The organism is Sphingomonas sp., from assembly GCF_035758555.1.
Classification (GTDB): Bacteria; Pseudomonadota; Alphaproteobacteria; order Sphingomonadales; family Sphingomonadaceae; genus Sphingomonas_B.
In genome coordinates this window covers 1-11,298 of the sequence record NZ_DASTXI010000018.1, presented here as the reverse complement: position 1 = coordinate 11,298, position 11,298 = coordinate 1, and the positions used below count along the sequence as shown (strand labels likewise).

The following is an 11,298-nucleotide window of genomic DNA, read 5'->3' as shown; positions in this document are numbered from 1 at the left end:
ACACTAATGGGGAACACAGGGCCACGGGGAAGCTCTGGCCGCAGGGGCTCCAACACCGCCATGGCACTGTCGAGTAGCGGAATGGTGCGAGGTACTCCTGTCTTGCTGTCTGCGATGTACGCAGTGCGCTGCTTCCAGTTCACCTGTTCCCATCGGAGCGCCAGTATCTCGCCGCGCCGCATTGCAGTGTGAATGGCGAACTCCACAACGGGAGCCAGTAACGGATTGCGCGTTCGCCGCAGCGCGGCCTTGAGCCGGTCATACTCACCTTCTCCAAGCCGTCTATCCCGTGCGTTAGCAAGCTTTGGCCGCTTCACCCGGTCCAGCGGGTTGGCTGGCAGGTCCATCCCCCATTCGCGGCGGGATACCTCCACCGCATGGCGGATCAGACCAAGCTCCCGATGTACGGTACCGGGTTTGACCGTCGCAAGCCGCGCTCCCCGGTAGTCGGCGAAGACCTTGGGCGTGAGGTCCGCGAGCGCCAAGTCGCAGAAGGCTTGTTCCCGTAGCAGCTTCTCGATGCGGAGCTTCTCCGTGTACGCGCTGTCCTTTGCTGGCGTGACTTCCTCAAGGTATCGTGTGAGGAGGTCCCGGAGGGTTGTACCCTTCAAAAGCCGGAGATTGACGGGTGCGAGGGCGCGGTCAATGCGTCCTTCCTGTTCCCTCGCCCACGCCTGAGCCTCCGCCTTCGTTGGTAGGGTGCGGGTCTGTTGCGGGTAGCCTTTGCGCCTAATCTGGACGCTCCAGCCGTTCTTTCGCTTGGTGATGGTAGCCACTGCCGTCTCGCTGTGTTGAGTTTGTGTTCAGCGAGTTGCGGGAGCCTAGCCGTTGACCCCGTGCGAACGCACGACGCCGGGCTAAGCCTCGGCTTTCAAAGGGCTAATCTCTCGGGGGAAAATGGTGGGCGCGGCAAGGATTGAACTTGCGACCCCTGCGATGTCAACACAGTGCTCTACCACTGAGCTACGCGCCCACGAGGGGGGGCCTCTAACGGAGCCTTTCCGGCTTAGCAAGTATCAGTTGAGGCCGCTCGCGCTGCCGATATCGAACAGCCGGTCCACTTCGAGCACGAGGTCGCGCAGGTGGAAGGGTTTTGACAACACCTTGGCCTGGGGCACGGCCTTGCCGGCCTTCAGGGTGACGGCTGCGAAGCCGGTGATGAACATGACGCGCATGTCCGGCGCGATCGCGCCCGCGCGCTGGGCGAGCTCGATTCCGTCCATCTCGGGCATGACGATGTCGGTCAGCAGCAGATCGAACCGCTCCTGCTCGATCAGCGGCAGCGCGGCCGTGCCGCGGTCCACCGCCGTCACCGAATAGCCGGCCCGCTCCAGCGCGCGCTCCAGATAGACGCGCATCGCTCCATCGTCTTCAGCGAGCAGGATTCGGATCATCGATAGCCTCATCGCGCCACTTCCCAACGCACGAGAAGCGGTCCGCGGTTCGAGTTATGCGCAGTTAGATTAATTATTTCTAGGCAGCGCGCCGAAACGTTGCGGCGCAGCGCCGCCGCGCCTAGCAATTGCAGGGGTGACGAGCGCGAGTCCCGCACTTGAGCTGATCGACCGCGAAGCAGGCGGACCGGTGGTCCTGTCGGTGCCGCACGGCGGCCGCGATTATCGGCCCGATCAGCGCGCTCGGTTGCGGCCTCCGGCGGAAAAGCTGATCGTGCTGGAGGACCGGCTGGTCGACGAAGTGGCGGCCGAGGCCGGCGCGCCGACGCTGGTTGCACGGGCGCCGCGGGCGTGGATCGACATCAACCGGCACGAAGCGGAGATCGACCCCGGGCTGGTCGAGGGCACGGTCGCTTCGCGGCTGATGCTGACGCCCAAGGTGCGCAGCGGCCTGGGCCTGATTCCGCGACGGCTGGCGGGAATCGGCGAAATCTGGCGCGGACGGATATCCCTTGCCGATGTTGAGGCGCGACTGGCGGAAGTGCATCGGCCCTATCACGCGGCAATCGCCGAGCTGCTGCGCGAGGCGGCGGGTATGCATGGCATAGCCGTCCTGCTCGATCTCCATTCGATGCCGCCGCTGGCGCGCCAGGGCGGCGAGAAGACGCCGCAGGTGGTGATCGGCAATCGCTTCGGCCACAGCGCCGCGGCCTGGGTGACGTCGCGGATCGCCGCCACCTGCACCCGTTTCGCGCTCGGCTGGCGCGAGAACAGCCCTTATGCCGGCGGCCATATCGTCGAGCGGCACGGCGCCCCTGGCAGCGGCGTGCACGCCGTTCAGCTGGAGCTCGATCGATCGCTGTATCTGGAAGGCTCCGGCGAGCAGTGCGACCCGGATGGGCTCGCCTTTTGCCGCCAATTCCTGCGCGCGGTGATAGAGGACCTCCGCGCCGCCGCGCTCGAACGCGCGATGCCGCTGGCGGCAGAATGAAAAGACCGCCCCGTGCGATGCACGGAGCGGCCAAGGTTCAGGGAGGAACACGCCCGAAGGCGTGATAACGCCGGAGAGAAAGGGGGGAACTCCCGGGCGTCACTCAGGAATTTAGGAAGCCGGCAAGCGGATGCAAGTCATTCGCCGCAGGAATTTAACGGTTGGCAGCAACCTGCCCGGGCCACATCCGTGCGAGCAGACGCGTGCGATCGGAATAATGGTGTTTGAGCGCAGCTGCGACGTGGAGCACGATCAGCGCCATCATCGTATAGCCGAGAATCTCGTGCGCCTCATGCGCGAACCCGCGCACCGCCTTGTCGCCCTCGAACGGCAGATATGGCAGGCCGAACAGCCCGTACCAGTTCAGCGGCTTCCGATTCGCGGAAGCCGAGACCATCAGCCACCCGCTCAATGGCAGCACGATCATCAGCGCGTAGAAGAGCCGGTGCACCGCGCGGGCAGCCACCGCTTCCCAAAGCCGGAGCTCCGCCGGGAGGGGCGGCGGCCGGTGCGCAAGCCGCCAGAGAAGGCGCGCGATGCTCAACACCAGGATGGTGATGCCGGTCGCCTTGTGAATCTGGATCGCCGCAGACCGCGCGGGCCCATGCCAATCGTCCGTGATCAGCGCCAGCGCGATATTCACCGCGATCAGCAACGCGATCGCCCAGTGAAAGGCGATCGCGCCGCCTGAGTAGCGAGAGCGGCTCGCCCCCGGCTCCGGCAGTCGGCTCAAGCCGGAACGCCGACCGGCGGCAGCTTGCCCTGCGCCGCCTGGCGTCCATAGATCTCGCGCATCAAGTCGAGCGAGAACAGGTGAGCCATGATCAGCGTGAGCATGCCGTTCTGCATCATCTTGCGGAGCTGATCGCCGCGCAGGTCGCGCAGCTTTTCCTCGTTCACCATCTTGAACCCGCGATAGATGTGCGGCTGTGTCGCGCTTTCGGCCTGGATCGACACTTCGCCGTCCATCAGCAGGTCGAGATCCTGCAGCTCCTTAACGAACGCGCCGGTGCGCTGCGCACCCTGCTCGAACGATTCGCAGAAGCCCAGAATGTCCTTCGTTCCCTGGGTCGGCTGGCCGTTCTCGAACAGCTTGACCGCATCGCCGTCGGGCCCAACCGCTCCCGAACTGGGATCGAAGCACAGCGACAGCTCCTGCGGATTCTGCCCCAGCTGCGCGAGCATGAAGGGATAGCGCCGGATATAGGCCGGCACATAGACCGGCTGCGTGAACTTGCCATTGTCGTCGAGGAACACGTTGACGCCTTCGTTCAGGCCCATCAGCGCCAGCGGCACGGGAGTCTCGGCATCGGCGAAAATGATCGGGAAGCTGCGCTGGACCTGGACGAATTCGTCGATGATAACGGGCACCGCGTGCTGGTTCTTGAGGAACGCGGCACCATCAAGCGCCTTGGTGCCCCACGTCGCGTGCTGGTCGGACGAAAGCGGGACGAGATCGTTGTAGAGGATGGGAAGGCCGGTCGGCTGGGGCGCGGTCGCCATGAAGAACTCCGAAGATGAAAGAGGGCGGTCGCCCGGTTGCAGCGCGTCCTATGGTGCGCGGGGCGCAGACGCAAGGCTCGGCACGAGCTTGCCCGGATTCATGATGCCGAGCGGATCGAACGCCGCCTTCAGCGTCCGCAGCGCATTCAGCCGCGCCGGATCGGTCAGGCGCAGGAACGTGTCGAGCTTCATCTGGCCGATGCCGTGCTCGGCAGAGATCGAGCCGCCGGCCGCGACCACGCGATCGTAGACGAAGGCGCTGATCGGCTTTTCGCTTTCCGTGATCCAGCGCTCCGGATCGGCGCCGGCGGGCGCGCGGACGTGGAAGTGGACATTGCCGTCGCCAAGGTGCCCGAAGGCGCTGGCACTGGTGCCGGGGAACGCCTGTTCGACTTCGGCGGCGGCCGACGTCATGAAGTCGGGCATTCCGGCAACGGGCACCGAAATGTCGTGCTGGACCGCGGGTCCGCTCGCGCGTTCCGCTTCCGAGATCGACTCGCGGATGCGCCAGAAGGCGCCAGCCTGGGCTTCGCTGGCCGCCAGCACGCCGTCGCTCGCCAGCCCCTGCTCCAGAGCACCGGCCAGCACGGCTTCGAGCTGCCCGCTCACGCCGGCTCCGCCGGTCACTTCGACCAGCGCGTGCCAGGCTGGGTTCGATTCCAGCGGCGGCCGCGTACCCGAAATGTGGCTGAGCACCAGGCCCAGCGAATCCGCCGGCACGAGCTCGAAGCTTTCGACCGCAAGGCCGGAGCGCTCCAGCCGGCGGAGCAGCGACAGTGCCGTCTGCGGCGAAGGCGTGCCGACCCAGGCCGTCGCCGTTTCCTCCGGCACCGGCACCAGCTGAAGCGTCGCCGCCGTGACGACGCCGAGCGTTCCTTCGGCGCCGATCAGCAATTGCTTGAGGTCGGGCCCGCGATTGTCCTTCTTGAGCGGCGCGAGGCTGTCCAGGATCGAGCCATCCGGCAGCACCGCTTCCAGGCCCAACACCAGAGACCGCATCGTGCCGAAGCGCAGCACCTGGGTCCCGCCCGCATTGGTCGAGCACAAGCCACCGATCGTGGCCGATCCTTTGGCGCCAAGCGACAGCGGAAAGCGGGCGCCCTCGGCGCGGGCGGCGTCGTGCAGGTTGCTGAGGATCACGCCGGCTTCGACGATCGCCAGGCCGGCCTCCGCGTCGAGACGGCGCACGCGGTTCATCCGCCTCAGCGACAGGACCACCGCCTCTCCGGATCGGTCCGGGACGGCGCCCCCGACCATCGACGTGTTTCCGCCTTGCGGCACGATCGGCACGCGGTGCTCCGCACAGAGCCGCACGACCGCCGCGACCTCGCCGGTATCCGCCGGCATCGCCATTGCAAGCGCCGCGCCGTGATAGCGGCCGCGCCAGTCGGTCGACCAAGGCCCGAGCTCGTGCGAGTCGCTGGTCACACCTTTCGGACCTAGCGCGGAACCGAGCGCGTTCAGGAAATCGCCTTTCGTCATAAAGCCGTTATAGATTGCGGAGCTGGGAAGGGAATTCATGACGCGTTCAATGTCCGGCGGTCATGCGCGGACTATGGGGTGCTCGCAGTGACGATCGGAATGATTGTCGCGCTGCTGCTGGCTGGCAGCGGCGGCGGCCCGGTCATGCTCGCTCAATACACGATCCGGCAGCAGCTGATCATCCGCGTGCCTTCGCGGGTGCGCCCGCCCGCCGATCCGGTCCGATACAGGGAAAAGAACGGCCCCAAATGCATACCGGCGGACGCGTTAGCGGGGGCCCAGATCTCGAACTACGGCGTCGACCTGCTGCTGAAGGGCGGCAGGAGAGTGCGGGCAAAGCTCGCCGAGGATTGCCCGCCGCTCGACTATTATTCGGGCTTCTACATCCGCCAGGGTCGAGACGGGCAGGTCTGTGCGGATCGCGACTCGATCCGCGTGCGCTCGGGCGGCTCATGCGAGATCGAACGCTTCAAAAGGCTAGTGCCGCTGAAGCGGAAATAGCCCTCGCTCCTTGACTTTACGCGGCGCTTCCATCAATCGCGCCCTCTGGGCGCAGCGGCTTGTCGCCGCCCCATTTCTTCAGGATTTCGATGAGCTTTGCCGATCTCGGCCTTTCCGACGAGCTTTTGAAAGCCGTCAGCGATTCCGGATACACGGAGCCGACGCCGATCCAGCGTCAGGCGATACCGTCCGTCCTGATGGGCCGCGACCTGATCGGCATCGCCCAGACTGGCACCGGCAAGACGGCAAGCTTCGTGCTGCCGATGATCGACATCCTGGCGCATGGCCGCAGCCGCGCGCGCATGCCGCGGTCGCTGATCCTGGAGCCGACGCGCGAGCTCGCGGCACAGGTCGCCGAGAATTTCGACAAGTACGGAAAGTATCACAAGCTCTCGATGGCGCTGCTGATCGGCGGCGTGTCGATGGGCGATCAGGTCAAGGCGCTTGAGAAGGGCGTCGACGTGCTGATCGCGACGCCGGGCCGGCTGATGGACCTGTTCGGGCGCGGCAACATCCTGCTGACCGGCTGCGAGCTGCTGGTGATCGACGAAGCCGATCGCATGCTCGACATGGGCTTCATCCCGGATATCGAGGAAATCTGCACCAAGCTGCCGAAGAAGCGGCAGACCTTGCTGTTTTCCGCGACGATGCCGGCGCCCATCAAGAAGCTGTCCGACAAATTCCTGACCGAGCCGAAGTCGGTCGAAGTCGCGCGGCCGGCGACGGCCAATGCCTCGATCGAGCAGCGGCTGGTCGAGACCTCGTCGCGCGACAAGCGTGAGACGCTGCGAAAGCTGCTGTCCGCCGACGACGTCTCGACCGCGATCATCTTCGCCAACCGCAAAACGACCGTGCGCGACCTGACGAGCAGCCTCAAGCGCGCCGGCTTTGCCGTGGGCCAGATTCATGGCGACATGGAGCAGCCGGAACGGCTGCGCGAGCTCGACCGCTTCAAATCGGGCGAGATCAACATCCTCGTCGCCTCCGACGTTGCCGCCCGCGGGCTCGACATCAAGGGCGTCAGCCACGTCTTCAACTATGACGTGCCCTGGCATCCGGACGACTATGTCCACCGGATCGGCCGCACCGGCCGCGCGGGCGCGACCGGCAAGGCGTTCACGCTGGCGACCGGCGACGATTCCGAGGCCGTCGCCAATATCGAAAAGCTGACCGGACAGAAAATCGAACGGATCGCGACACGGGCGCCCGACCAGCCGAAGATCGTCGAAGCTGAGCCGGCCGAGCGTCCTCAGCGCAGGAAGCGCGCCGAGCGCCCGCGCCGTGAGGAACGCGGCGAACGTCCCCGGCAGGAGGATCGCCGCCCGGTCGCCGCCGAAGCGCCGGACGAGGGCTGGAACGGGCCGATCCCGGCGTTTCTGGACGTCGGCATCGCCGCCTGACGGTCAGCCTCGGTCGCCGCTCTCCAGCCACGCCGCGCATTCCGGCCCGAGCTGCTTGATCGCGCGTTCGCGATAACGCCGATTGTCTTCATCGGTGAGCAGGTCGCGCCAGCGGCCGTTGGTGCCTTTGTTGATGAAGCGCCCCGCTCCGCCTTCCCAGAGCATTCCGCCCAAGGGGGCCGCCTTTTCCGCGTTGCGCTTCATATAGTCGAAGCTGCAATGTTCGAGGATGCGCGGCCAGGCGTCGTCTGCAACGGCGACGTCGAGGAACGACGCGAGCTCGCGAATCTTGTCTTCGGGATCGGCCTTCAGGTCCGCGAAGTGGAGCAGCATCACGTTCGGCAGGTGCTGCACCTCCCACCAGGTCCGGATATTTTCCCAGAACGACCACAGCGGATATCCGTCATGCTCCAGCCATTCGAGGAAGAATTGGCGGATGTCGGCCGGCGGCCTGTCGAGGGCCGGCCCGATACGACCCGGCGTGTCGTTGATCAGACGGTAGAATTCGTCGGTGCCGTAGAACAGGTGATTGTGAAGGCTCCACGCCACGTCCCGGCCGTCGCGGATGATGTAGACGTACTTGGCGTGCGGGCTGAACACGAGCGCATCGACCGGCAGGTGGGTCTTCACGAAGCGGCGGTGCGTCTGCGCCTCAAGCGCGGCGAGCATTTCGATCCGCGGCATGATCCGCATGTCGATCCAAGGTGACAGCCCCGGCACGTCGATGCCCTCCGCGCCGCCGAAGATCAGCTGCGACACGATCTGCTGCGTCCAGGTGGTGCCGGACTTGGCGTAGGTGCCGATAACGATGTCGTCGTCGCGGAAGCGGAAGTCGTTCCACACGGTCGAATCCATGTGGTGATTGTGCAGCTCGCGGGTCTTTTGCGGCCAGCTGGTGCGCTGAAGCATGGGCGTCTCCTCATTCGCGGCGCGCCAGTGGCGCGCGGCGCTGGGGAGAGCAGCTATTGTGCGACGGGAGTGCCGGCTGTGACGACCGGCACGCGGTCAGCAGCGGCCCGGTGCGTCCTGGGCCGACAAATTTCCGACGAGTTTGCGCAGCAATTGCTCGGCTTCGTCGAGCTGCTGGAGCGCAACGCCATAGCGGCCGAGGATATAGGCGTCGTTCGCCAGCGTCTCGTTGACCGTTTCGCACAGGCGCAGCGCATAGCCGAGCTCATCGACCAGCCGCTTGCCGATCGCGGCTGCGCCGACCAGCTGCTCGGTTTCGGCGAAGCTTGGGACCGGCCGGTTCTCGCGCAGCGCGCGCTGGATCACATCGACGCGTGACTGGTGGTCTGGCCCACCCTTTCGCCGGATCAGGTCGTCGACCTTGACGAGGTGAACGAAAGACAGCCCGCACCGCCCCTCGGCGCGCCACATCACTGTTGCCGGAATGCGATAGTCGCTGCGGCGCAGCTCCACCGTTTCGCCTTGTTCGGGAAGGTTGCGTCCCTCGACCAGCGCGCCGGCCTTCGACAGGTTGCGCACGAACACGTCCGCCGTCTGACTGCCGAACTGGATCGTCGCGGCAAGCATCGTGTTGGTGCGCGCGTGGCGCCGTACTTCTTCCAGTGCCGCAGCGGACAATGTGAACCTCGACCTTCGACCCTTTCGCATTCTCTAGCCGCCCGAAGCTTGCGAAATGGTTTGCGTCACTTGCCCTTTTTGTAGCGGTCGCGGAATGTCGCCGCGAATGCGGACAGCTGGCCGGTGCCGATCGCCTGCCGCAATCCGTCCATCAGCTGTTGATAGAAGCTCAGATTGTGCTCGGTCATCAGCATCGCGCCCAGGATTTCGCCGGCGCGGACGAGATGGTGCAGATAGGCGCGGCTCCAGGTCGCGCAAACCGGGCAGGCGCAATCGGGGTCGACAGGCCCTTGATCTTCGGCAAAGCGCGCATTGCGGATGTTGATCGGCCCGTCCCAGGTGAACGCCTGACCGGTGCGCCCGCTGCGGGTCGGCAGCACGCAATCGAACATGTCGACGCCGCGCTCGACCGCGCCGACGATGTCGTCGGGCTTGCCGACGCCCATCAGATAACGCGGCCGGTCGACAGGAAGCTGGCCGGGCGCATAGTCGAGCACTCCGAACATCGCCTCCTGCCCCTCCCCGACCGCGAGGCCGCCGACCGCGTAGCCATCGAAACCGATCTCGATCAGCCGTTCGGCCGAAACCTGCCGCAACTCGCGGTCGAGCGCTCCTTGCTGGATGCCGAATTGGGCAGCGCGCGCGGCATGGTCGCCGTCGCCCAGGAACGCCTCGCGAGAGCGCTTCGCCCAGCGCATCGACCGCTCCATCGCCGCGGCCTGCACGTCTCGCGAAGAGGTCGTCGGCACCAATTCGTCAAAGGCCATGACGATATCCGATCCGAGCAGCCGCTGGATTTCGGTCGAACGCTCCGGCGTAATCAGATGGCTGGCGCCATCGAGGTGCGACTTGAACGCAACACCCTGCTCGGAGCGTTTGGTCAGCTCCGCAAGGCTCATCACCTGATAGCCGCCGCTGTCCGTCAGGATCGGCCGCTCCCAGCCCATGAAACTGTGCAGCCCGCCCAGCCGGGCGACGCGCTCGGCGCCGGGGCGAAGCATCAGGTGATAAGTGTTGCCGAGTATGATGTCGGCGCCCGTCGCGCGCACGTCCGCCGGTTTCATCGCCTTCACCGTCGCCGCGGTGCCGACCGGCATGAAAGCTGGCGTGCGGATTCCGCCGCGCAACATGCTGATCGTGCCGGCGCGGGCAGCGCCGTCGGTCGCTTCGATGGAAAAGGCGAAACGCTCGGTCATGCGATTGCCTTTGGCAGCGCGGGCGAAGCTCTGCTAGCCCCGCAACAGCAGGAGTGAGGGGACAAGCCATTGGCCGACAAGACTGACGCCCACGCCGTGCGCCCGGGCGGCGCCTATGCGCGCTACGTGCTCGCGGTCCTGTTTCTCGTTTATGTGCTGAACTTCGTCGACCGGCAGATTCTGAGCATCCTCGCGAAGGACGTGAAACGCGATCTCGGCCTCGACGACGCCGATATCGGGTTCCTGTTCGGCACGGCGTTCGGCGTCTTCTATTCGCTGTTCGGCATTCCGCTCGGGCGACTTGCGGACAATTGGCACCGGGTGCGGCTGATCACCATCGGCCTGTCGATCTGGTCGGCGATGACGGCATTTTCCGGGCTGGCGCGGACCGGCATGCAACTGACGTTCGCGCGCATCGGGGTCGGCGTCGGCGAAGCGACCGCCTCGCCATGCGCCTATTCGCTGATCTCGGACTATTTCCCGCGCGAGCGGCGGGCAACCGCCCTCGCCGTCTATTCGTCCGGCATCTTCATCGGCGGCGGGATGTCGCTGTTCATCGGCGGCGCGATCGTCGACAGCTGGAACCGCGCCTTCCCCGGCGGCCATTGGGGGCTGGTTGGCTGGCAAGTCGCATTCATGGCGGTTGGCATACCGGGCCTGCTGCTCGCAGCCTTGGTTTCGACTTTGCGCGAGCCAGTGCGCGGGGAGTCGGACGGGCTGCTGATGGCGCCGGCCGAAGCGCCCTTTCGCGATTTCCTGCTGGAGCTGATGTCGATCATCCCGCCGCTGACGCTAATCGGCGCCGCCCGGCGCGGCCAGCGCGCGCTGCTCGTCAACCTGATCGCGTTGGCCGGAATCGGCGTGGCGGTCTGGGTGCTCACGCTGGCGATCGGCGATCCGGCGCAATGGCTCGCAGTCGGCGGCGGCATCTATGCGGTGTTTTCATGGGCAAGCGCGCTGAGGGAACGCGACTATCCGACTTTCAAGCTGATCTGGGGAACGCCCGCCTTTCTCTATGTTTCGCTCGGTTATGGCCTGATCGCATTCGTGTCGTACGGCGTGGCCGCGTTCGGAGCGCTGTACGCCGAAACGGTCCTGCACCAGCCGAAGACGGAAGTGGGGCTGTTTCTGGGCGGTGGCGCGGCGGCAGGAGGGTTCCTCGGCATCGTGCTGGGCGGCCGCATCGCCGACGGACTGAAGCAGCGCCATGCCTGGGGCCGCATTCCGGTGATCATGGCGGGAAC

The 11,298-nt window shown here is 65.8% G+C and carries 12 protein-coding genes and 1 tRNA gene; 4 read left to right on the top strand and 9 right to left on the bottom strand.

Going from position 1 to position 11,298, the window contains the following annotated elements; translation table 11 throughout:
• The 3 genes from VFT73_RS00970 to cpdR all read right to left on the bottom strand — a co-directional run.
• A partial coding sequence (locus tag VFT73_RS00970; RefSeq protein WP_326408241.1) for an integrase occupies nucleotides 1–776 on the bottom strand: 776 nt, incomplete at its 3' end.
• Between the two features lie 122 nt (nucleotides 777–898).
• A tRNA-Val gene (locus tag VFT73_RS00965) sits at nucleotides 899–973 on the bottom strand.
• A gap of 43 nt (nucleotides 974–1,016) precedes the next feature.
• Nucleotides 1,017–1,394: a cell cycle two-component system response regulator CpdR gene (gene cpdR / locus VFT73_RS00960; RefSeq protein WP_326408240.1), complete on the bottom strand. Its 378-nt coding sequence runs from the start codon at nucleotides 1,392–1,394 to the stop codon at nucleotides 1,017–1,019.
• 136 nt (nucleotides 1,395–1,530) lie between these two features.
• Here cpdR and VFT73_RS00955 point away from each other — a divergent pair, with 136 nt between their 5' ends.
• A complete protein-coding gene (locus VFT73_RS00955) occupies nucleotides 1,531–2,385 on the top strand; it encodes an N-formylglutamate amidohydrolase (protein ID WP_326408239.1) in 855 nt (284 codons plus the stop codon).
• A 154-nt stretch (nucleotides 2,386–2,539) separates the two neighbouring features.
• Here VFT73_RS00955 and VFT73_RS00950 read toward each other — a convergent pair whose 3' ends face one another.
• Genes VFT73_RS00950 through VFT73_RS00940 form a run of 3 tightly spaced genes read right to left on the bottom strand, consistent with a single transcriptional unit; the run spans nucleotide 2,540 to nucleotide 5,370 of the window.
• Nucleotides 2,540–3,118 carry a cytochrome b gene (locus tag VFT73_RS00950; protein ID WP_326408238.1) on the bottom strand — a complete coding sequence of 193 codons (579 nt, stop codon included), beginning with the start codon at nucleotides 3,116–3,118 and terminating at the stop codon, nucleotides 2,540–2,542.
• Nucleotides 3,115–3,888 carry a SapC family protein gene (locus VFT73_RS00945; RefSeq protein ID WP_326408237.1) on the bottom strand — a complete coding sequence of 258 codons (774 nt, stop codon included), beginning with the start codon at nucleotides 3,886–3,888 and terminating at the stop codon, nucleotides 3,115–3,117. Before VFT73_RS00945 ends, VFT73_RS00950 begins: the two co-directional genes overlap by 4 nt.
• Nucleotides 3,889–3,936: 48 nt before the next feature.
• Entirely contained in the window at nucleotides 3,937–5,370 is a 1,434-nt protein-coding gene (locus VFT73_RS00940) for an FAD-binding oxidoreductase (protein ID WP_326408242.1), read from the bottom strand.
• An 87-nt stretch (nucleotides 5,371–5,457) separates the two neighbouring features.
• Here VFT73_RS00940 and VFT73_RS00935 point away from each other — a divergent pair, with 87 nt between their 5' ends.
• A complete protein-coding gene (locus VFT73_RS00935) occupies nucleotides 5,458–5,871 on the top strand; it encodes a hypothetical protein (protein ID WP_326408236.1) in 414 nt (137 codons plus the stop codon).
• 89 nt (nucleotides 5,872–5,960) lie between these two features.
• Entirely contained in the window at nucleotides 5,961–7,271 is a 1,311-nt protein-coding gene (locus VFT73_RS00930) for a DEAD/DEAH box helicase (protein ID WP_326408235.1), read from the top strand.
• 3 nt (nucleotides 7,272–7,274) lie between these two features.
• Here VFT73_RS00930 and VFT73_RS00925 read toward each other — a convergent pair whose 3' ends face one another.
• The 3 genes from VFT73_RS00925 to tgt all read right to left on the bottom strand — a co-directional run bounded on the left by VFT73_RS00925 (nucleotide 7,275) and on the right by tgt (nucleotide 10,054).
• Nucleotides 7,275–8,180: a sulfotransferase domain-containing protein gene (locus tag VFT73_RS00925; RefSeq protein ID WP_326408234.1), complete on the bottom strand. Its 906-nt coding sequence runs from the start codon at nucleotides 8,178–8,180 to the stop codon at nucleotides 7,275–7,277.
• Between the two features lie 96 nt (nucleotides 8,181–8,276).
• Nucleotides 8,277–8,858, bottom strand: coding sequence for a PilZ domain-containing protein (locus VFT73_RS00920; RefSeq protein WP_326408233.1), 582 nt, complete (start codon nucleotides 8,856–8,858; stop codon nucleotides 8,277–8,279).
• 65 nt (nucleotides 8,859–8,923) lie between these two features.
• A complete protein-coding gene (gene tgt, locus VFT73_RS00915; RefSeq protein WP_326408232.1) occupies nucleotides 8,924–10,054 on the bottom strand; it encodes a tRNA guanosine(34) transglycosylase Tgt in 1,131 nt (376 codons plus the stop codon).
• 69 nt (nucleotides 10,055–10,123) lie between these two features.
• On the opposite strand from tgt, the gene VFT73_RS00910 reads away from it, so the two are divergent.
• Nucleotides 10,124–11,298 (top strand): MFS transporter (locus VFT73_RS00910; RefSeq protein ID WP_326408231.1); only part of this gene is annotated, 1,175 nt, incomplete at its 3' end.